Raw genomic sequence first — 20,720 nt, forward strand, 5'->3', positions numbered from 1 at the left:
CCGTCGCCCAGCCCGACGGCCAAGCCGACGCCGAAGGCGACGCCCACCCCGAAGCCGACCGTCTCACCGACCAAGCAGCCGACCCCCACCCCGACCAAGAAGCCCACCGCCACCGCCAAGCCGTCCTCGCCGCCGAAGGCGAACCCGAACACGGCGGCCGGGGTGTGCGGCTCGGGGTACAAGGCCGTCGACTCCCACTCTCTCGGCAGCGCCACCGTGTACCTGCTCTACAGCAGCGCGGCGGGCAAGAACTGCGTGGTCACGCTCTCGAAGTACGTCGTGCCGCAGAAGATCAAGATGAGCGCGGTGCTGCAGGTCAAGGGAGGCGGCTCGGGCAACGACACCGGCGACTACACCGAGTACGCGGGCCCGCTCAGGCTGGCCGCCTCGAAGATGTGCGTGATCTGGGGCGGCGGGTACGGCACGGCCAGCTGGAAGAGCGGCTGGTCCCACTGCGGTTAGCGACCCGGAGCGCCCGCGGGATGTAATACGTTCTGGGCCACGGCCACCGGCAACCACGGGAGTGAAGCGTGATCGACAGCCGTCTCGACACCGCGAGCGCCGGCTTCCAGGCCAGACGGGCCGCCATGCTCGCCAAGCTCCGCGATCTCGCGTCCGAGCAGGCCAAGGCGGTCGCGGGCGGCGGCGCCAAGTACGTCGAGCGTCATCACCAGCGCGGCAAGCTGCTCGCCAGGGAACGGGTCGAGCTCCTGGTGGACCCCGACTCGCCGTTCCTGGAGCTCTCCCCGCTCGCCGCCTGGGGGACCGACTTCCCTGTGGGCGCGAGTGTGATCACCGGCATCGGGGTGGTCGAGGGCGTCGAGTGCGTGATCGTCGCCAGCGACCCGACCGTGCGGGGCGGGTCGTCGAACCCGTGGACGCTGCGCAAGACGCTGCGGGCGTCGGACATCGCGCTGGAGAACCGGCTGCCGCTGATCAACCTGGTCGAGTCGGGGGGCGCGGACCTGCCGACGCAGAAGGAGATCTTCATCCCGGGCGGCCGGATATTTCGTGATCTAACCCGATTGTCGGCCGCCGGGATCCCGACCATCGCCCTGGTGTTCGGCAACTCGACGGCCGGGGGCGCGTACGTCCCGGGCATGAGCGACCACGTGGTCATGGTCAAGGAACGTGCCAAGGTCTTCCTCGGCGGCCCCCCGCTGGTCAAGATGGCCACGGGCGAGGAGTCCGACGACGAGTCGCTCGGCGGCGCCGAGATGCACGCCCGCGTCTCCGGGCTCGCCGACCACCTGGCCCTCGACGAGCACGACGCGCTGCGCATCGGCCGCCGCGTCGTCAGGCGCCTCAACCGGCGCCGGGCGGACGCGCCCCGGGCCGTGCGGCCCCCGCTCCACGACGAGGAGGAGCTGCTCGGGATCGTCCCCGAGGACCTCAAGATCCCCTTCGACCCGCGCGAGGTGATCGCCCGCGTGGTCGACGGTAGCGAGTTCGACGAGTTCAAGCCGCTGTACGGCGCGAGCCTGGTGACCGGCTGGGCCACCCTGCACGGGCATCCGATCGGCGTGCTGGCCAACGCCCGCGGCGTGCTGTTCAGCGAGGAGGCCCAGAAGGCGGCGCAGTTCATCCAGCTCGCGAACCGGTCGCGCACTCCCCTGGTGTTCCTGCAGAACACCACCGGCTACATGGTCGGCAAGGACTACGAGCAGGGCGGCATCATCAAGCACGGCGCCATGATGATCAACGCGGTGTCCAACTCCACCGTCCCCCACCTCACCATCGTCATGGGCGCCTCCTACGGGGCCGGGAACTACGGCATGTGCGGGCGAGCGTACGACCCGCGCTTCCTGTTCTCCTGGCCGAGCGCGAAGTCGGCGGTCATGGGCCCGGCCCAGCTCGCGGGGGTGCTGTCGATCGTCGGCCGCGCGTCGGCCGAGGCGCGCGGCCAGGTGTACGACGAGGAGGCCGACGCGGCGATGCGGCAGATGGTCGAGGCCCAGATCGAGTCCGAGTCGCTGCCCTTCTTCCTGTCCGGGCGCCTGTACGACGACGGGGTGATCGACCCGCGCGACACCCGAACCGTTCTCGGCCTGTGCCTGTCGGCCATCGGCGACGTCCCAGGCGACCCCGCCCCCGCCGGTTTCGGCGTCTTCCGGATGTGAGTGCATGATCAGACGACTGCTGGTGGCCAACCGGGCGGAGATCGCCCGCCGGATCTTCCGCACCTGCCGCGACCTCGGCATCGAGACCGTCGCGGTGTTCGCGGGCGCCGACGCCGCCTCGCCGCACGTCGCCGAGGCCGACCACGCCGTACGGCTGCGCGGGGTCAGGCCGGCCGACACCTACCTCGACGCCGGGGCGATCGTCTCGGCGGCGCTGAGCGCCGGGGCGGACGCCGTCCATCCGGGCTACGGCTTCCTGTCGGAGAACGCCGCGTTCGCCAAGGCCGTCCTGGACGCGGGCCTGACCTGGATCGGCCCGAGCCCGGAGGCCGTCACCGCGATGGGCTCCAAGATCGAGGCGAAGGTCCTGATGGCCCAGGCCGGGGTCCCGGTGCTCCCGTCGGTCATCCCGGAGTCCCCCGAAGCCGGAAAGCTCGCGTTCCCGGTGCTGGTGAAGGCGTCGGCCGGCGGCGGCGGGCGCGGAATGCGCGTCGTACGCGACCCCGCCGGGCTGGACGAGGCCGTGGCGGCGGCGCGGCGCGAGGCGCTCTCGGCCTTCGGGGACGGCACCGTCTTCGTCGAGCCGCTCCTGGAGGACGCCAGGCACATCGAGGTGCAGATCCTGGCGGACACGCACGGCACGGTGTGGACGCTCGGCGAGCGCGAGTGCTCGATCCAGCGCAGGCACCAGAAGGTCGTCGAGGAGACCCCCTCGCCGGGCGTCTCCCCCGGCATGCGGGAGACCCTCCTGGAGGCCGCCGCCAGGGCCGCCAAGGCGATCGGCTACGTCGGCGCGGGCACGGTGGAGTTCCTCGTCAAGGGGGACACGGTCGCGTTCCTGGAGATGAACACGCGGCTCCAGGTCGAGCATCCGGTGACCGAGTGCGTGTACGGGGTCGACCTGGTCCGCCTCCAGCTGGAGGTCGCCGAGGGCGCCCGCCTGCCGGCCGAGCCGCCCGAGCCGCGCGGCCACGCCATCGAGGTCCGCCTCTACGCCGAGGACCCGGCCCACGACTGGCGCCCCCAGAACGGCACCCTGCACCTGTTCGACGTGCCGGGCGTCGACGCCCGCTTCGAGGTGCCGGGCGCGGGCGGCCGTTCCGGGGAGACCGGGGACGGCGGCCCGCCGGCGGCGTACGGGCTGCGGCTGGACTCGGGGGTCGAGAGCGGGTCGGAGATCGGCGTGCACTACGACGCGATGCTGGCCAAGGTCATCGCCTGCGGCCCCGGCCGGGCGGCGGTGGCGCGGCGCCTCGCGACCGCGCTCGCCCGCGCGCGCGTCCACGGCCTCACCACCAACCGCGACCTGCTGGTGGGCGTGCTCCGGCACGAGGCGTTCCTGGCGGGTGACACGCACACGGGCTTCCTCGACCGGTACGGCGTCGCCGCCCTGGCCGCGCCGTCGGCGCCGCCCGTGCCGCTGTCCGCCCTGGCCGCCGCCCTGGCGCTGGCCGCCGCGAACCGCGCGGCGGCGGGCGTGCTTGGCGGGCTGCCGAGCGGCTGGCGCAACGTGTCCTCCCAGCCGCAGCGCACCGCGTTCGAGACCCCCGGAGGCCGGGTCGAGATCGCCTACCGGCTCACCCGCGACGGCCTGGCGGCGGAGGGCTTCGACGAGGTGACGCTGGTCTCATCGAGCCCCGGGGAGGTCGTCCTCGACGTGGCAGGGGTCGTGAGCCGCTTCGCCGTCGCCGCGTACGACGGCGCCGGGCACGCCGGCACGGGCGGCTCCCTCTATGTGGACTCGCCGCTCGGCTCGGTACGGCTCGTGCCGCTCCCGAGGCTGCCGGAGCCGGTCGTGTCGATCGCCCCGGGCTCCCTGCTCGCCCCCATGCCGGGTACCGTTCTGCGCGTCGAGGTCACATCGGGAGCGGCGGTCACGGCGGGGCAGCCGATCCTCACACTGGAGGCGATGAAGATGGAGCATCAGATCTCCGCTCCGGCGGCGGGCGTCGTCTCCGAGCTCAACGTGACGCCGGGCCGCCAGGTCGAGGCGGGGGCCCTGCTCGCCGTCATCGAGGAGTCGCGATGACCACGCTGGTCCGCCACGAGACGCGCGGCGGGGTCACCACGATCACGCTCGACTCGCCGCACAACCGCAACGCGCTGTCCGTCCGCCTGCTCGGCGACCTGGAGCGCGCGCTCGACGGTGCCATCGGCGACGACGGTGTACGGGTCATCGTGCTGACCGGCACGGGCCCGGTCTTCTGCTCGGGCGCCGACCTGAAGGAGCAGGCGCCCGCGAAGGACGGCCTGCCGCACGACGCGCCCGTGACCGCGTCGTTCCCCGAGATCATGAGCTTGATCTGGGGCAGCCCCAAGCCGGTGATCTGCCGCCTGAACGGCACCGCCCGGGCCGGCGGCCTCGGCCTGGTGGCCGCGTGCGACTTCGCGATCGCCCCGGACTCCGCGACGTTCGCCTTCAGCGAGGTACGGCTCGGCGTGGTGCCCGCCATGATCTCGGTGACCGTGCTGCGCCGCCTCGACCCGCGCGCCGCCGCGGAGTACTTCCTCACCGGGGAGGTGTTCGACGCCGCCCGCGCCGCGGAGATCGGGCTGCTGACCCGGGCCGTCCCCGCGGAGGACCTGGACGCCACGGTCGCGCACTACGCCGGCATGCTGCTGCGTGGCGGCCCCGAGTCTCTCGCGATCACCAAGCAGCTCGTCCGCACCGTGCCGGGCCTGTCGGTCGACGACGGCATGCGCGAGATGGCGCGGCTCTCGGCCCAGCGCTTCACCTCCCCGGAGGGCCAGGAGGGCATCCGGGCCTTCATGGAGAAGCGTCCCGCCTCCTGGGTCCCGCAAGCCGAGCCCGAAAAGACGGAGCCCGAGAAGGCCGAGCCCGGAGGGGACGCGTCCTCGTGACCGGCGCGGCCGGTCCGCTCCGCATCGCCAACTGCAGCGGGTTCTACGGCGACAGGCTGTCGGCCGCCAGGGAGATGGTCGAGGGCGGGCCGATCGACGTGCTCACCGGCGACTGGCTGGCCGAGCTGACCATGCTGATCCTGGCGGGGAACCGGCTCAAGGGCCGTCCCGGGTACGCGCGCACCTTCCTGACCCAGATGGAACAGGTCCTCGGCACGTGCGTGGACCGGGGGATCAAGATCGTGTCGAACGCGGGCGGCCTGGACCCTGCCGGGTGCGCGCTGGCCGTGAGCGAGCTGGCCACCCGCCTTGGCCTCGCGGTGAGGGTGGCCCACGTGACGGGCGACGACCTCATCGGCCGCGACCTCGGCCACCTGCCCGACCTCGTCACCGGCGAGAAGCCGGGCACCACCCCCGGCAAGAAGCAGAACGCCACCCCCGGCGAAAAGCAGGGGGTCATTCCCGGCGGGAAGCGGAACGCCACTTCCGGCGGGAAGCCAGGGACCACGACCGGCGAGGAGCCGGGTGGCACGGCCCTCACCGCCAACGCCTACCTCGGCGGCGAGGCCATCGCCGTCGCGCTGGCGAACGGAGCCGACGTCGTGGTGACCGGCAGGGTGACCGACGCGGCGCTGGTCACGGGCCCGGGCATGTGGCGGTACGGCTGGCGCCCCTCGGACCTCGACGCGCTCGCCGGGTCCGTGGTCGCCGGGCACATAATCGAGTGCGGCTGCCAGGCGACCGGCGGCAACTACGCGTTCTTCACCGAGGTGCCGGACCTCGCGCACTGCGGCTTCCCGATCGCCGAGCTGCACGCGGACGGCTCAAGCGTGATCACCAAGCACCCGGGCACGGGCGGGCGGGTGTCGGTGGGCACGGTCACCGCGCAGCTCCTCTACGAGATCGGCTCTCCCCGGTACCTCGGGCCCGACGTGACCGCACGCTTCGACACCATCGAGCTGGCGCAGGTCGGGCACGATCGGGTCAGGGTGTCGGGCGTCAGGGGCGAGGCGCCGCCTGACACGCTGAAGGTCGCGCTGAACCACCTCGGCGGCTACCGCAACACGATGACGCTCGTGCTCACCGGGCTGGACATCGAAGCCAAGGCCCGCCTGGCCGAGGAGGCCATATTCGCGCGCGTCCCCAGGGAGGCGTTCGACCAGGTCCACGTGGAGCTGACACCACTCGCAAGACCAGAGCCGACGCAGCCGACGCCGGCCGCTGGACAGGAGTCAGCAGAGCCGACGCCACTCGCAAGACCGGGGCCGGTGGAGCCGACGCCGCCTGCTGGGCGGGAGTCAGTGGAGCTGACGCCCGCGAGGCCGGAGGTCTCGGTGGCGCTGCTGCGCATCACGGTGATGGACGCCGACCAGCGCAGGGCCGGGCGCGCGTTCTCCTCGGCCGTGGTCGAGACCGGGCTTGCCGGCTATCCCGGCTTCTACGGGCTCACTCCCCCGGGTGACGCCTCGGCGTACGGCGTCTTCCGGCCCGCCGCCGTGCCCCGTGCCGCCGTACGGGCGGAGGTCTGGGAGGGCGCCGAGCGCATCTGGCTCCAGCCCGCCCCCAGCGCGGAGGCATCGGCCCCGTCCGGCCCTGACGCTGAGGCCCCCGCCCCGGCCGACCCTGGCGTGGGGGCACCCGCCCCGTCCGGTCCTGGCGTGGAGGCACCCGCGGACACGCCCGCCCGGCCTTCACCGGCGGGCGCGGGCACGACGGGCCGTACCGGCGAGGGCCGGCCGCCCGTACGGCACGCGCCGCTCGGCACGGTCGCCGGGGCGCGGTCCGGCGACAAGGGTGGCGACGCCAACCTCGGCGTCTGGGTCCGCACGGCCGAGGAGTATGCCTGGCTGGAGGAGTTCCTCACGACCGACCGGCTTCGGAGCCTGCTCCCCGGCACGGCGGCTTTGGAGATCGAGCGGTACCGCCTGCCCAACCTGCTCGCGCTGAACTTCGTCGTGCGCGGCCTGCTCGGCCGGGGTGTGGCCGCCAGCCCGCGCATGGACGCCCAGGCCAAGGCCCTCGGCGAGGAACTGCGGGCCTGCGTGGTCCCCATCCCGTTCTAACGGACGTGGAACCGCCGGCCCGCGTCGTACCGATCCTGTTGGACGGGCGAGGAGCTGCTGGTCCGCGTGGTGCCGAGCTGGTTTTAACTATTGGACATGTTCGCCCGGGTCTAGCAGGCTCCAGCGCATGACACGTACAGACCTGCCCGTGGCCTGGGACGAGCGCACCGTCCTGACGACCCTTCTCGACTACACGCGGGCGACCGTCCACGCCAAGTGCGAGGGGCTCTCGGAGGAGCACGCCAGGAGCGCACCCCTGCCCGGCTCGCCGCTGATGACCATGAGCGGCGTGGCCAACCACCTGCGGTGGGTGGAGTACTTCTGGATCCAGGTGAGGCTGCTCGGCGAGGAGGACCTCGGGCCCTGGACCGACGAGGACCCCGACCGCGAGATGCGGATCGCCGTCGACATGCCCCTCGCGCGGATCCTCTCGGAGTACGAGGAGCAGTGCGCCCGCTACCGGGAGCTGGTGGCCTCGCTCGACCTGGACACGGTGGCGAAGAACCCGCTCAGGGACGGCACGCACGTCACGCTGCGCTGGATCCTGCACCACCTGATCGAGGAGACCGCCCGGCACAACGGCCACCTGGACATCCTGCGGGAGATGGCCGACGGGGTCACCGGAGACTGACCGGCCCGCACCGCCCGCCGCTTTCCGCTCACTTCATGCTCTACAATTGCGCGCAATTGCGGCCACCCGGGCGCTTCCGGGGGAAGGGACCCTACATGCGTCTGCGGTTTCTCGGCTCTACCTCGGAGGCCGGCGCCTGCCCGTCGCTGTACGAGACCGATCGCGGCACGATCGTCGTCCAGGGACTCACCCTGACGGACCCCGACGCACGGGCGGACCTGCGCCACGTGCTCGACGGGGAGTCGGCCGTCGAGGTGCCGCGCGAGCTCCTCATGGAGATCGCGCGTGACGTGCTCTTCCCCCCGGAGCCGGCCGAGCGAGTAGCTGATCACTAATAGGGAGATCCCTATGGCATGATCGCGTCGCCCGGTCTACCCTCATGCGAGTCCGATGCCGACTGGAGGTGGGCGTGAGCGGCTTTCAGCAGGCACGGATCGACCTCGGCGCCCAGCTCCGGCAGCTGCGCGAGGCGGCCCAGCTGTCCGGCAAGGACCTCGCGGCACGCCTGGGCTGGCAGGCCTCCAAGGTCTCGCGCATCGAGAACGCCCGGCAGAGCGCCACCGAGGACGACATCGTGATGTGGAGCCAGGCCGTGCAGGCGCCCCCCGAGGTCGTCGACGACCTGATCGCCCAGGCGGTGTCGCTGCTCGAACGGCAGGACTCCTGGCGCCAGCGGCACAAGAGCGGCCTGGCCGCGCTCCAGGAGGACGTCCGCGATCTGGAGTCGCGCACCAAGCTGTTCCGGGTGTTCGAGCCCGGCGTGGTGATCGGCCTGCTGCAGACGGCCGAGTACGCCCGCAACATCTTCTCCAAGGTCCGCCGCCTGTACGGCGCGTCCGACGACATCGACGCGGCGATCCGGGTCCGCATGCGCAGGCAGGACATTCTGTACGACCCGGGGAGGCGGTTCCGCTTCCTGATCCCTGAGTCGGTGCTGCGTTACCGGCTCGCGCCGGACGACGTCATGCGCGGCCAGCTCGACCGGCTGCTCGCGGTCACCACCCTGCCCAACGTCGAGTTCGGCGTCATCCCCTTCTCAGCCCAGCTGCCGTCCGCCCTGCTGAACGGCTTCTGGATCTACAACGAGGCCATGGTCGGCGTCCCGACCAGGACCAAGGACCTGGTGTTGCGCAACCCCGAGGACGTGGCCTTCTACGCCGGCGCGTTCGAGGACCTGTGCGAGGTGGCGGTGTTCCGTGAGGACGCGCGCGAGGTGATCGTCCGCGTCCTCGTGGACTTCGCCAAACAATCTGGCCAGTAGCCACACAATTGCTTGCCGATCACGGCAAGATCATGCAATCCTTACCAGCCATGGGTGACGTGGAGGTGAGGCACATGCTGGACACCATGTCCTGTCTCGAGCAGTTCGCATTGGCGACCCGCCGGCACATCGACCTCTCCGTGCAGGTCCTCGGCGGCACCCCCGGCGCGGTCCGGGTACGCAACCGCTTCAGCGACACGCTGATGGAGGTCGTCACCTGCACCCCGCAGGGCGCCTTCCTCACCTCGTGGGGCTACCGGCTCGGCACCGTCGACGGCATCGACGACGCCGCCGCCCGCCTCGCGTACCTTCTGGCCGCGCTGCCCGCCTGAGGGGTCAGCGGGGCCGCAGGCTCGCGGCCATCCGTTCGAGGTTCCCGACGAAGCGGCGCACGTCGGCCTCCGAGTGCTGGACGGACACCGTCCACTGCTCGCATTTCCCCCATGGGGGCAGGAACACCCCGCCGTTGTGCTGGAAGAGCCAGTGCGCGTTGCCCCACTGGTCGGGATACTCCGCGAAGTCCCGGTAGTCGAGCAGCGGCCGGTCGTGGAAGACGACCGCGCCCTTGGCCCCGAACGCCCTGACGTGACCGGGCAGGTCGTAACGGCGCAGCACGTCCTCCGCGCCCTCGGCCATGACGCGCCGGAGCCTGTCGAAGTGCCTGTACGCGTCGTCGGTCAGGATGCCGAGCAGCATGGCGCGGGCGGCGGCCATCGTCAGCGGGTTGCCGTTGAAGGTGCCGACCTGCTCGTACGTGCCGTCCGCGATCAGGCTCATGAGCTCGGGGACCCCGCCGATGGCCCCGCACGGCACCCCGCCGCCGAGCGCCTTGGCCAGGCAGATCAGGTCGGGCACCACGCCGGACCACTGCGTCGCGCCGCCCGCCGAGACGGCGAGGCCGGTCTTCACCTCGTCGAACGCCAGGTAGGCGCCGTGCCGGTGCAGCAGGTGCCTGAGCCCGGCCAGGTAGCCGTCGGGCGGCGGGATGAGCCCGATGTTCATCATGATGGGCTCGATGATCATGCCGGCGATCTCGCCGGGGTTCTCCACCAGCAGGCGCTCGACCGCCGCGAGGTCCCCGAAGGGCACCACCAGCGTGAGCCGCGCGAGGGCGGGCGGGACGGCGCGGCCGGTCGGCACGGAGTAGGGGCGATCGGCGGGACCCGCCTGCTCGGGATCCGGGTACACCGACACCTGCACGCTGTCGTGGTGCCCGTGGTAGGTGCCCTCGACCTTGATGATCTTCATGCGGCCGGTGGCGGCCCGCATCAGGTGCACGGCGTCCATCGTGGCCTCGGTGCCGGAGTTCCCGAAGCGCCACAGCGGCAGCCCGAACCTGCGGGCCAGCTCGCGGGCGACCACGACGGCGTCCTCGGTGGGCTGGGCGAAGTGCGTGCCCTTGCGCACCCGGTCGGAGACGGCCTCGACGATAGCGGGGTGCGCGTGGCCGGCGAGCCCCACCCCGAAGCCCCCGTGCAGGTCCACGTAGGAGGTGCCGTCCACGTCCACGACGCGGGAGCCATCGCCGTGGGAGATCCACACCGCGCCGGGCGGCGCGTCCTGCCAGTTGGAGGCCACGCCTCCGGGAAGCACGTCGGCGCACTCCCTCCTGACCCGCTGGGACTCCGCCGTGCGTTCGAGGAAGACCGACTCCTCCTTGGCGATCAGACTGTCGAGCAGGACGAGATCCCGCTCGACCAACGACTGGCTTGCGACTGGCATTTCATTTCCTTTCGGCCGGCGAGAGCCGGCCCGTCAGATAGGCGGTCGCGACGGAGGTGATCCACTGGTGGGTGACCTCCTCCTCCGGCGCGAACGGCCCCGGCACGTAGCCGCGCGAGGCCACCCCCCGCTGCACGCCCTCGCACGCGCCCCAGTCCTGACGGTTGGTCAGGTCCCAGAAGTCCACGGCGTACGACGGGTCGGCGCCCCCGGCCTCCGGGGGGAACAGCCACTGGCAGGTGACCTTCGTGCGACCGGCGCCGACGGGGTCGAGCACGTGCGTCATCACGTAGTCGGGGTGCAGGCTGAGCAGCAGGTTCGGGAACAGATGCAGGTACTCCACCTTGCGGCGGAGCGGGCCGGTGATCCCGGGCAGGAAGGCGCCGCCCGAGGCGCCCGTCAACGACATCGTCTCGGCGCCTTCGACCAGGGTCATGCTGCCGCCCGCCCACAGGCCCTCCGGCGCGTAGTTGTCGCCGCTGTCCGGCGGGGAGACCCGGCACAGCTCCGGGTGGATCGCCGGGCAGTGGTAGCACTCGTGGTAGTTCTCCACCGCGAGCTTCCAGTTGGCCGCGAGGTCGTACTCGTGCGAGGCGGCGACCGTCAGCCGTTCCATCTCGTACGGGGCGACGACCTCCTCCAGCCCGGCGAGGTAGCCCGCGAGCGGGGGCGCGTCGCCGGAGGCGTTGACGAAGACGAACCCGTGCCATTCCTCGACGCGCGCGGGGATGAGGCCGAGCCGGTCGAGCGCGTAGCCGTCGCCGTGCTCGCGGGGCACGCGGTCGAGGCGCCCCGTCAGGTCGTACACCCAGTTGTGGTACGGGCAGGCGATGAACCGGCCGGTCGCGCGGGAGCCGCAGGGCAGCAGCTCGTGGCCCCGGTGGCGGCACACGTTGTAGAAGCCGCGGAGCGTTCCCTCCTCGTCGCGCACCAGCAGCACGCTGTCGTCGCCCACGGCGACGGCCGTACGGGTGCGCGGGCCGAGGCCGGCGGCGCGCCCGGCGCACACCCATCCCCCGGCGAAGACCACCCGGCGCTCGAAGGCGAGCACGTCGTCGCTGAGGTAGGCCGCCGCGGGCAGCATCATGCCCGGCGGCGCGAGGCAGGCCCGCACCTGGTCGAGGTCCAGGGGCGCCGTGCGGCCGCCGGCCGCTGAGGCCGTACGGCCAGGTCCGGTACGGCTCTCGCCGGTCGTACGGGAAAGGTCGGTCATCGCCGCCACCTCCGGTCGCGCAGGATTCGCTTGGAGCACAGATACCCGGCGATGCCGGTGACCCCGCCGCCGCCGTGGGTGGCGGACGAGCACTGGTTCCTGACGATGACGCGCTCGACCGCCGCCTCGGTGAGCACGTGCGCGCCGAACGACTCTGCCGAGGCGCGGATCGCCGCCGAGACCGCGCCCATCCCGCCGATCGAAGACATCGGGGCCAGCATGCGGGGCGTGTGCGGATCCCTGTTCGTGACGCTCTTCGGGCCGCCGCTTTCGGCGCCCTGCGAAACTCCGTGCCGGTCCACTCGCCGGAACCTTTCCTGCCGCGTCCTGGCGGACGCCTTCCGTTCGCCTGTTACGACCCGGAAAACTTGGCCTGAGAGCCTCGTGGCCGCAGACCCTCGTCACCAGACTAACTGGTTAACCAGTCAGTCTGGCAAGAGGTGACCTGACGTCGCCTGACGGCCCTGCGCCTGATCGTGCTCCCGCTGCTGGTCCCGGCCGTCTTCGCGAGCGCGGGATCCCGAGGCTGTTCCTCGTCGAGTCCGAGTACGACCTGGCGGTCCGCGAGGCGTTGATAGAGCTGTGATCTTCTTCGCCTGTTGTGCCGCGTGTTCGTCTCGCTACGGTGTGCCTCGTCCGTTGAGCGGTGCCGGGCCTGGAGGCGTGTGCGGTGACGTCGGTGGAGCGGACCGCCTCGGGTGTTCCCGCGGTTGATGATGACGCGCGAGCTGTACTTGTTCTTCTCTCCCACCCAGGAGGAGATGCTGCGGGTCGGCCAGGTATCGCTGTTGCAGGTGTCCGTCGGCGCGGGTGCCGGGCGCGGGGATCGCGCCTGTCGCGGTCCGGACCGATGCGTCTCGTGTGGGATCAGCGGGTGGTGCGGGCTGCCGCTGTGATGACTGGCGCATGGCCCTTGGGGTCGGTGAACTCCATCACGCTCAGGGCGCCGCCGGTCGCCGAGGCCGGCACCAGGATCTGGACCCGGCCGCCGAGGAACCAGAAGGGCTCCTGCGTGTCGCCGGTATGGGGTGGACGTCTCTTGTTCATGTGGCTGCTCCTGGTTCGGCGCCGGATCAGTTCTTCTTGAGGAAGCGCAGGAGTGTGCGGGTGAGCTGTTCGGGCTGTTCCTCGAAGATCCAGTGACCGGAGTCCTCGATGACGATTCCGGTCACATGGCTGGCGTACTGGCGGACTTGGGTGGGGACGGAGTCGCCGAGGCTGCCGCGGGCGCCGATGGCGAGCACGGGCATGGTGAGCTTCTTCGCGCTGTATGCGCTGTTGTCGGCGACGTCCTTGGGGAAGGCGCGGAACCATTCGAAACTCGCCCTCAGGTGAGCGTCATCGCGCAGGTAGCGGGCGTACTCGCGGACCTGTTCGTCGCTGACGCCGTTCTTTTTGACTTCGAGGGAATCGACGAAACGCTCCACCCACTGCTCTTCCCTGCCGTTCACCATGCGCTCGGGCAGGCCGTTGGTGAGACTGAAGTAACCGAAGTTCCAAAAGCCTGGCCCCTTCGCGGTGAGGGAGGGGAAGGCGTAGAGGGTCTTGTCGGGGATGGGGGCCTCGCTGAGGACCAGCTTGGCGACGTCGCCGGGGTGGGCGGCGGCGTAGGCGTAGGCGACCATCGTGCCGATGTCGTGCCCCACGAGCCTGATGTCCCGCTTGAGGCCGAGCGTGGTCAACAACCCGTGCAGGTCAGCAGCGAGGGTCTTCTTGTCGTAGCCACTGGCGGGTGCGTCGCTCTTGCCTGCTCCGCGTAGATCCGGCGCGATGACCGTGTAGTGCTTGGCGAGTTCGGGCAGGATTTCGCGCCAGGTGTACCAGGTTTGCGGATATCCGTGCAGCAGGACCAGCGTCGGCCCGTGTCCACCGCGCACGTAGTTGATCCCGACGTTGCCGACCTGAACTCTCTTCTCGCGGAAACCTGCCGGAATGCGCGGCTCATGGCCGGTCTTCGACGGCGCCTTGGAGGCGATGGCTGTGATAGGGGCCGGTGTGGCCTGGGCGGAGGCGGCAGGGGCGAGGTTGGCGAGCATGCCGATCATCGCGATCGGGATGACGACGCGGCCGCGAACCTTCGGGTCAAGGGTGAAATGGATCGTTTTCACAAGACGTTTCCCTTTTCGAGGCGAGTGAGGGTCGTAGGCTGCTGAATGCGCCGACTGTGCGGTCCGCTCGCCGGTCTCTCCACGGTGGACCGGGGCGTCGCCGGCGGTTTGCCGGGAGCCCCGGCATCGCTGCTCAAGGAGCGCTGGAGCGCTGGGTATTCATGGGGCAAACCGTAGAAACCGGCTCGCTTGCCGCGCGAGCGTCACCTGACTGCGTCACCGAGCGCTACGTGACTGCAGGTCTTGTTCCAGGCTGAAGGTGAACGAAGCGGCGGCTCGCCCTCGATCGTGCGGTGACCTCTAGGTAAGGGCCGGTATCGGGAGGTCCGCCCCGGCGGTTGTGGCCGGGCACGCCACAGCAGGTGACTGTCCTGGACCGCGTCGTGAACATCGTTCGGAGCGGGCTTGATGCGAGCGTCTCGTGCCGCCGATCTGCGCAGGGCGAGCGTGCCCGTGACCGATGACCAAGGCCGCTACCACCGGTCTTTCCCGTAAGCTTTGGGTGATCTCCACTAGATCGCGGAGAAGGAGCACTCGATCACGACTCCACCCAGCTTCGCGGAGGTGCTGCGTCGCCATCGGCATGCGGCTCGTCTGACGTTGGAGCAGCTTGCCGAGGCCTCGGGGGTCAGTGGCCGGACGCTGTCGGACATGGAACGCGGACGCAGCAAGGGCCCTCAGCATCGGACCGTCACCGCGCTGGCCGACGCCCTCGGCCTGGCGGACGCCGACCGCAAGCAGCTCGTCGAGCTGGCGCGTGAGGGCCGCCTGCGCGATCACTGGGCCCGACCGACCGGGCTGTGCGAGCTGCCGCGATCGGTCGACGATTTTACCGGCCGAGCCGCGGAACTGGCTTGGACCAGCGAGCTCTTACGCGCCGGGGACGCGCCGGGCACCGCGGGCGTGCGGCTCATCACCGGCTCTGCGGGGCTGGGCAAGACCACGCTGAGCGTCGTCGCCGCCCACGCGCTGCGGCCGGAATTCCCTCATGGGGTGTTCTTTCTCGACCTGTTCGGTATGTCTGCGCAGCCACTGCCTGTCGATGAGGCGCTGGGTATGCTCCTTCGCGCGCTCGGTATCGCGGATCACCAGATCCCGGGCGATGTCGCCGGGCGTGCGTCCTTGTACCGGTCCTTGCTGCGTGATCGGCGCGTACTGATCGTGCTCGACAACGCCGCCTCCGAGGAGCAGGTCCGGCCGCTGCTGCCGGGCGGCGGCGCGGGCAAGGCCCTGGTGACCAGTCGCCGCTTGCTGGCCGCTCTGGAAGGAGTGCGCAGACTCGGCCTCGGGCCCTTGCCCCTGCTGGAGGCCACCGAACTGCTGACCGGAATTCTGAAAGACCGCGGCGCATCGGACGAAGGATCGGCCGTCTGGCAGCTCGCGCAGCTGTGTGGCGGTCTGCCCCTCGCGCTGCGGATCACCGGAAATCGGTTGGTCAGCCGGCCCGGCTGGAACGCCGCCGACCTCGCCGCCCGGTTGACGAACGAGGAGCGCCGCCTGGACCAGCTGAGCGCCGGCGATCTGAAGATCGCCACCGCGTTCGGGTTGTCCTACGAGCAGCTGGCCGACTCGACGCGGCGGGCCTTTCGCCGGCTCGCCCTGGTGCCGGGTCGCAGCTTCGACGCCGCTCTAGCCGCCGTGGTGGGCGGCACGTCGATCGAGGGGGCGTGGGACGCCCTCGACGAACTCGTCGACCTCGGTCTGCTGCAGGACAGCACGTTGGGACGTTACCGCTTCCACGACCTGGTCCGGCTGTTCGCCCGCGACCGGCTTCGGGAGGAGGAAACCGCGGCCGAGCGCGACGCGCTCACCGTGACGATGGCGTCGTGGCTGCTGCGGATGGCCACGACCGCCGGGCGGTGGTTCGAGCCCATGTACGGCCGTCCCGACCGGCCTGACCCCGACCTCGCCGACCTGTCCTCCCCCGAGGAGGCCGACCACTGGCTGCGCGTGAATGCGGACAACTGGCTGGGCGCGTTACGTCACGCGGCGAGCCTTGGCCGGTTCGCCGCCGTCCTCGGCTGCGCCGAGTCGATGGACTGGTTCTCCGACCAGTGGATGCACGCGCCGCACTGGTATGAGGTCTTCACCCTCGGTGTCGAGGCGGCCGCTGTCCTGGGCGATCCGGCTCGGCAGGCCGCGCAGCTGAACATGCTGGCCTGGGTCCATCTGGTGCCGCGAGAGGACCTGGAGACCACACTGCGCTACACAGCCCAGGCGATGGACCTGGCAACCCGCAGTGGTGCCACGGCGCAGATCGCCTTGGCCCACCACCATGCGGGGGGCGCGCTTCGACGGCTCGGGCGGCTCGATGAGGCCATTGCGTCGGAAACCCAGGCGGCGGAGATACACAAGGCCAACGGCGACATCGATCGGTACTGCCAGTGTCTCGGCACCTGCCTTCGCGATGCCGGACAGTACGACAAGGCACTGGAACAGTACCTCGACTTGTTGGCCCTGCTGAACGACGACCGCTCGGGGATGACGCCGAGCGTCGCGGCGTTCACCCGGCCGATCGCGCTGGCCCGCGTCGGCGAATGTCTGGGACTGCTCGGCCACCGGGCCGAAGCGATCACCAAGCTCACCGAGGCGATCAGCCTCATGGAGCAGACTCAGTTGCCCGTCCCGCAAGCGCGCTCCCTGGAGACACTGGCGGCCTTGCTGGCCGACGAGGACCGGACCGGCGAGAGCCGCCGTACCTACGCGCAGGCGGCCGAGGTGTACGAGGCCATTGGCGACACTGAGGCGAGCAGCCGCTGCCGCGACCTGGCGAACGCCGCGCCCTGACGGTTTCCGCGCTACTTCTGCGTCCTGTTCTGCGTGGCCGGGCCACGTGCGCGCGACTTGGATGGAGTGCACCGGGACAGGCGCCGGGCCTGTCCATTCAGCTCAGGAGCGACCATGACCACCATCAGGAACATCGTGCTCGTGCATGGTGGCTTCGTGGACGGATCCGGCTGGCAGGGCGTCTACGACGAGCTGACCAGGGACGGATTCCGCGTCTACATCGTGCAGAACCCGACGCTGTCGCTGGAGGATGACGCCGCCGTGACCCGCCGGGTCCTGGACCGCCTCGACGGCCCGGCCGTCCTGATCGGCCACTCCTACGGCGGGGCCGTCATCAGCGAGGCCGGCACTCACCCCAACGTCACGTCGCTGGTGTACATCGCCGCGTTCGCCCCCGACCAGAACGAATCGGTCGGCACCCTCACCGCCGCCCCGCCGCCCGGCGTGCCGGTGCCGCCCATTCTCCTTCCCAGGGAGGGTTTCCTCTTACTTGACCGCGACAAGTTCGCCGCCTCGTTCGCCGCCGACCTGCCCGACCAGGTGGCCACGTTCATGGCCGACTCCCAAGTCCCGTGGGGCGTGCACGCCCTCGACGGGCTGGTCACCGAACCGGCCTGGCGGCACAGGCCCAGCTGGTACCTCGTCGCGACCCAGGACCGGATGATCCCGCCGCCCGCCCAGCGCATGATGGCCGCGCGCGCCGGAGCGAAGGTCGTCGAGGTCATCGGCAGCCACGCCGTCTACGTCTCCCAGCCGGCCGCTGTCGCCCACCTCATCCGCGAGGCCGCCGCCTGACGTCCGCCCCGGATATCGGTCACATCCGACCGGACAGGTCCACCAAGTTGAGGCGCCGCCCGCGAGCCGCCCAGAACACGCGCACCCGCAGAACTGAGCGCATCAGTGAAAGGCCGGAATCCTCATGACCCACGTTCCCGACGAAGGCATGATGCTCATCCCCGGCGGCACCCTCATCACCGCCGCCCCCGAAGAAGGCGCGACATCCGACCGCAGGAACGCCACGCTCGCAGATTCGGCAACAGCGCGAGACCGGCCTGGTCAGAAGCGATCTGTCAACAGACGTGACGGTAACCACGGCTCACCGGTCCGCTCCTACCCGGAGGCCACGTTCGCTGGACGAGACCCCGAGAGCAGGCGACCATGTCTTCATATGCCTGCAGACCAGCCAATAAGATCACTTTTCGGGCGGGAGTCCGAACAGCGGCGGCTCGGCGATGTCGTGGAGGGCGTCCGCATGAGCGGTGGGGCGATGCTGGTGCGCGGCGAGGCGGGGATCGGGAAGTCGGCCCTGTTGCTGGACACGGCGGGGATCGCGGCCGCGCGTGGCATGCGCATCTTGCGGACGGTGGGTGTGGAGTCAGAGACGCACATGCCCTTCGCCGGTCTGCATCAGGTGCTGCTTCCGCTTCGTACCGAGATCGGGCAACTGCCCGCCCCGCAGCGCGACGCGCTGGAAGCGGTATTCGGGTTGGCCGGCGCCCGGATGCCGGCCCCGTTCCTCATCGCCTTGGCGGCGCTGAACCTCCTGGGCGAGGCCGCCGCCCGCTCGCCCGTCCTGCTCCTTGTCGAGGACGCTCACTGGCTGGACCGCTCCAGCGCCGATGTGCTCGCGTTCGTCGCGCGACGGCTGGACTCCGAACCGATCGTGCTCCTGGCCGCGATACACGACGGTTTCCAAAGTCCCCTTGACGGGGCCGGGCTGCAGGAGTTGCTCCTCGATCGGCTCGATGACACCGCCGCGACCGCCTTGCTGGACGCCTGCAGCCCCACCCTGGCGCCGGCGGTGCGCACACGGTTGCTGCGGGAGGCTGCGGGAAACCCGTTGGCCCTGGTCGAACTGCCGATCGCCGCGGAAACGCAGGACGGGAGAAGGCCCCTGCCGCCGGGGTGGCTCCCGCTGACTACCCGGCTGGAACAGACCTTCACCGCCCGCATGTCGGGATTGCCGTCGACCCTTCGGACCATGCTGCTGGTGGCCGCGCTCAACGACAGCACCGCCGTTTCCGAGACCCTCGACGCCACTGCGCTGATCACCGGTGTCCCGGTCACGGCAGACGATCTGGCGCCCGCTGTCACCGTGCGACTGGTCGACGTGCACGAAGCCGGAGTGTCGTTCCGGCACCCGCTCATGCGCTCGGCGATCTACCAGGGGGCGAGCATCTCCCAGCGGCACGCGGTGCACGCCGCATTGGCCGATGTCCTCACCGGCCGGCCGGACCGTCGCCTTTGGCACCGCGCGGCATCCACCCCCAGGCCGGATGAGAGCATCGCCGTCGAGCTGGAGACTACGGCCAAGGCCGTGCGAGGTCGGGGCGACCTGTTGTCGGCCGTCGCGGCGCTGGAGCACGCGGTCAGGCTCAGCGAGAATCCCGCTCACCGGTGTGAACGGCTGGTGCGGGCCGCCGAGTACGCGGCTGAGATGGGACGGCGCGATATCGTCGTGCGACTGCTGGGCGAAGGCGAGCGGCTTCAGCTGTCGGCCCAGCAGCGGGCCCGTATCGTGTGGATCCGCGAGAGCTTCGAGGACGGCATCCGTGACGACAGCGCGGCAGCGCACTCACTGGCCGACCTCGCCGAGAGCATGGCGGCGCAGGGAGACGTCGATCTCGCGCTGAAACTCCTGTCCACTGCGTCCTTGCGCTGTTTCTGGGCTCATGCTGACGAGCGGTCGCGGCAACGCGTCGTCACCGTGGCCGAGGGCCTGCCCGTCGACGATCTGGACGGGCGGTTGCTGACGATCTTGGCGTTCGCGGCTCCCATCGAGCGTGGCAAGGTCGTGATCGAGCGATTACGCCATCTGGCCGCCCACCCGACCGGCGATCGGCTGGCGGCCCGCCTGCTCGGCAGTTCGGCGTTGATGGTGGGGGCGTTCGACCTGTCAGAGGAATTCTGCGCCGCGTCGCTGCCGGCCCTGCGCGCGCAGGGCCGGCTCAGCCTCCTGGCACGAGACCTCGGCGCACAGGCATGGAGCGCGGCCCGGCTGGCCGACCTGAGCGTGGCCATTCCCGCGGCCGAGGAGGCCGCCCGTCTGGCGCACGAGACATCCCAGCCGCTGATGCACGCCATCGCTCAGGCATCTGGCGCGGTGCTCGCCGCGCTACGCGGCGAACAGGATCGCGTGGAGAGCCTCGCGGTGGCGGCCGAGCAGGTGGCCCTGCCCATCGGAGCCCGCCCCGTGCTGGCCACGGTGCAGCATGCGCGTGGGCTCGCCGCGCTGGGCGAGGGACGTTACGCCGACGCCTTTGACCATCTGCGACGGATGCACGATCCCGCCGATCCGGCCTTCCACCTGGCGCTACGCTGCTTTTCCATCGCCGAACTCGCAGACGCCGCGGTGCACAGCGGTCAAAGCCGCGCGGTCGCCGGCATCATCGAGGAACTGGAGACGGTGGCGCTCACCACACCGTCGCCGTCCTTGCACGCTGACCTGCGCTACGCCCGGGCCGTCCTGGCCGATGAGGCGGCAGCAGAGCCCTTCTTCGATGCCGCGCTCGGGGCCGACCTGCGGCGATGGCCCTTCGTGCGGGCCCGGGTGCAGCTGGCGTACGGTGAATGGCTGCGGCGCCAGCGGCGTACGGCCGAGTCGCGGGCGCCCTTGCGCATGGCTCGCGAGACGTTCGACGCTTTGGGGGTGATCCCCTGGAGCGAGCGAGCGCGCCAGGAGTTGCGGGCCTCCGGCGAGAGCAGCCGCAGTCGCAGCAGTGAAGCGCGCGACGTGCTGACCGCGCAGGAACTCCAGATCGCCCAGATGGCGGCCGATGGCCTGACGAACCGGGAGATCGGCGAGAAGCTCTACCTGTCCCATCGAACCGTCAGCTCCCACCTCTACAGGATCTTCCCCAAGCTGGGGATCACCTCGCGATCGGCGTTGAGCACAGCCCTGCGCGTATCAGCCTGACCTCACTGCTTCGCTCGGGTGACGCTCGGTGACGCAG

The 20,720-nt window shown here is 70.8% G+C and carries 16 protein-coding genes and 1 pseudogene; 12 read left to right on the forward strand and 5 right to left on the reverse strand.

The genetic code is table 11. The features are described from left to right. From AB0O34_RS26835 to AB0O34_RS26875, 9 genes and pseudogenes are all read left to right on the forward strand, one after another. A pseudogene (locus AB0O34_RS26835) lies at positions 1-462 on the forward strand (serine/threonine protein kinase); the annotation flags it as partial. Between the two features lie 125 nt (positions 463-587). After that, positions 588-2,120: a carboxyl transferase domain-containing protein gene (locus tag AB0O34_RS26840; protein ID WP_363919935.1), complete on the forward strand. Its 1,533-nt coding sequence runs from the start codon at positions 588-590 to the stop codon at positions 2,118-2,120. A gap of 4 nt (positions 2,121-2,124) precedes the next feature. After that, positions 2,125-4,149 (forward strand): biotin carboxylase N-terminal domain-containing protein, encoded by a 2,025-nt coding sequence (locus AB0O34_RS26845; RefSeq protein ID WP_363919883.1) that lies wholly within the window; start codon positions 2,125-2,127, stop codon positions 4,147-4,149. Next, positions 4,146-4,982: an enoyl-CoA hydratase-related protein gene (locus AB0O34_RS26850; protein ID WP_363919885.1), complete on the forward strand. Its 837-nt coding sequence runs from the start codon at positions 4,146-4,148 to the stop codon at positions 4,980-4,982. The genes AB0O34_RS26845 and AB0O34_RS26850 overlap by 4 nt, the downstream gene beginning before the upstream one ends. After that, positions 4,979-7,045, forward strand: a complete 2,067-nt coding sequence (locus AB0O34_RS26855) for an acyclic terpene utilization AtuA family protein (RefSeq protein ID WP_363919887.1) — start codon at positions 4,979-4,981, stop codon at positions 7,043-7,045. The genes AB0O34_RS26850 and AB0O34_RS26855 overlap by 4 nt, the downstream gene beginning before the upstream one ends. Positions 7,046-7,172: 127 nt before the next feature. Continuing rightward, complete coding sequence (locus tag AB0O34_RS26860; RefSeq protein ID WP_363919889.1) at positions 7,173-7,676, forward strand: DinB family protein; 504 nt, start codon at positions 7,173-7,175, stop codon at positions 7,674-7,676. Between the two features lie 95 nt (positions 7,677-7,771). Then, positions 7,772-8,011, forward strand: a complete 240-nt coding sequence (locus tag AB0O34_RS26865; protein ID WP_363919891.1) for a hypothetical protein — start codon at positions 7,772-7,774, stop codon at positions 8,009-8,011. A gap of 74 nt (positions 8,012-8,085) precedes the next feature. Further along, on the forward strand, positions 8,086-8,937 hold the full coding sequence (locus AB0O34_RS26870; protein WP_363919893.1) for a helix-turn-helix transcriptional regulator: 852 nt from the start codon (positions 8,086-8,088) through the stop codon (positions 8,935-8,937). A 74-nt stretch (positions 8,938-9,011) separates the two neighbouring features. Next, positions 9,012-9,269, forward strand: coding sequence for a hypothetical protein (locus AB0O34_RS26875; RefSeq protein ID WP_363919895.1), 258 nt, complete (start codon positions 9,012-9,014; stop codon positions 9,267-9,269). A gap of 4 nt (positions 9,270-9,273) precedes the next feature. Here AB0O34_RS26875 and AB0O34_RS26880 read toward each other — a convergent pair whose 3' ends face one another. From AB0O34_RS26880 to AB0O34_RS26900, 5 genes are all read right to left on the reverse strand, one after another. After that, positions 9,274-10,659: an aspartate aminotransferase family protein gene (locus AB0O34_RS26880; protein WP_363919897.1), complete on the reverse strand. Its 1,386-nt coding sequence runs from the start codon at positions 10,657-10,659 to the stop codon at positions 9,274-9,276. A 1-nt stretch (position 10,660) separates the two neighbouring features. Then, complete coding sequence (locus tag AB0O34_RS26885; protein ID WP_363919899.1) at positions 10,661-11,872, reverse strand: aromatic ring-hydroxylating dioxygenase subunit alpha; 1,212 nt, start codon at positions 11,870-11,872, stop codon at positions 10,661-10,663. After that, entirely contained in the window at positions 11,869-12,174 is a 306-nt protein-coding gene (locus AB0O34_RS26890) for a hypothetical protein (RefSeq protein WP_363919901.1), read from the reverse strand. Before AB0O34_RS26890 ends, AB0O34_RS26885 begins: the two co-directional genes overlap by 4 nt. 565 nt (positions 12,175-12,739) lie before the next feature. Next, a complete protein-coding gene (locus AB0O34_RS26895; protein ID WP_363919903.1) occupies positions 12,740-12,919 on the reverse strand; it encodes a hypothetical protein in 180 nt (59 codons plus the stop codon). A 26-nt stretch (positions 12,920-12,945) separates the two neighbouring features. Beyond that, a complete protein-coding gene (locus AB0O34_RS26900) occupies positions 12,946-13,980 on the reverse strand; it encodes an alpha/beta hydrolase (protein WP_363919905.1) in 1,035 nt (344 codons plus the stop codon). Positions 13,981-14,544: 564 nt separating this feature from the next. Between AB0O34_RS26900 and AB0O34_RS26905 the strand changes: the two genes are divergently transcribed. The 3 genes from AB0O34_RS26905 (at position 14,545) to AB0O34_RS26915 (ending at position 20,683) form a co-directional block, all read left to right on the forward strand. Further along, complete coding sequence (locus AB0O34_RS26905) at positions 14,545-16,767, forward strand: helix-turn-helix domain-containing protein (protein ID WP_363919907.1); 2,223 nt, start codon at positions 14,545-14,547, stop codon at positions 16,765-16,767. 114 nt (positions 16,768-16,881) lie between these two features. Next, positions 16,882-17,562, forward strand: a complete 681-nt coding sequence (locus AB0O34_RS26910) for an alpha/beta hydrolase (RefSeq protein WP_363919909.1) — start codon at positions 16,882-16,884, stop codon at positions 17,560-17,562. Between the two features lie 124 nt (positions 17,563-17,686). Then, positions 17,687-20,683 (forward strand): AAA family ATPase, encoded by a 2,997-nt coding sequence (locus AB0O34_RS26915; RefSeq protein ID WP_363919911.1) that lies wholly within the window; start codon positions 17,687-17,689, stop codon positions 20,681-20,683. Positions 20,684-20,720 lie beyond the last annotated feature (37 nt).

Source organism: Sphaerisporangium sp. NPDC088356, assembly GCF_040685555.1.
Taxonomy (GTDB): Bacteria; Actinomycetota; Actinomycetes; order Streptosporangiales; family Streptosporangiaceae; genus Sphaerisporangium.

Bases quoted from the DNA above. Each gene is read 5' to 3' on its own strand.
- AB0O34_RS26850 (WP_363919885.1), top strand. From the start codon at position 4,146: ATGACCACGCTGGTCCGCCACGAGACGCGCGGCGGGGTCACCACGATC.
- AB0O34_RS26915 (WP_363919911.1), top strand. From the start codon at position 17,687: ATGACCCACGTTCCCGACGAAGGCATGATGCTCATCCCCGGCGGCACC.
- AB0O34_RS26845 (WP_363919883.1), top strand. From the start codon at position 2,125: ATGATCAGACGACTGCTGGTGGCCAACCGGGCGGAGATCGCCCGCCGG.
- AB0O34_RS26875 (WP_363919895.1), top strand. From the start codon at position 9,012: ATGCTGGACACCATGTCCTGTCTCGAGCAGTTCGCATTGGCGACCCGC.
- AB0O34_RS26880 (WP_363919897.1), bottom strand. From the start codon at position 10,659: ATGCCAGTCGCAAGCCAGTCGTTGGTCGAGCGGGATCTCGTCCTGCTC.
- AB0O34_RS26860 (WP_363919889.1), top strand. From the start codon at position 7,173: ATGACACGTACAGACCTGCCCGTGGCCTGGGACGAGCGCACCGTCCTG.
- AB0O34_RS26895 (WP_363919903.1), bottom strand. From the start codon at position 12,919: ATGAACAAGAGACGTCCACCCCATACCGGCGACACGCAGGAGCCCTTC.
- AB0O34_RS26885 (WP_363919899.1), bottom strand. From the start codon at position 11,872: ATGACCGACCTTTCCCGTACGACCGGCGAGAGCCGTACCGGACCTGGC.
- AB0O34_RS26865 (WP_363919891.1), top strand. From the start codon at position 7,772: ATGCGTCTGCGGTTTCTCGGCTCTACCTCGGAGGCCGGCGCCTGCCCG.
- AB0O34_RS26840 (WP_363919935.1), top strand. From the start codon at position 588: ATGCTCGCCAAGCTCCGCGATCTCGCGTCCGAGCAGGCCAAGGCGGTC.
- AB0O34_RS26910 (WP_363919909.1), top strand. From the start codon at position 16,882: ATGACCACCATCAGGAACATCGTGCTCGTGCATGGTGGCTTCGTGGAC.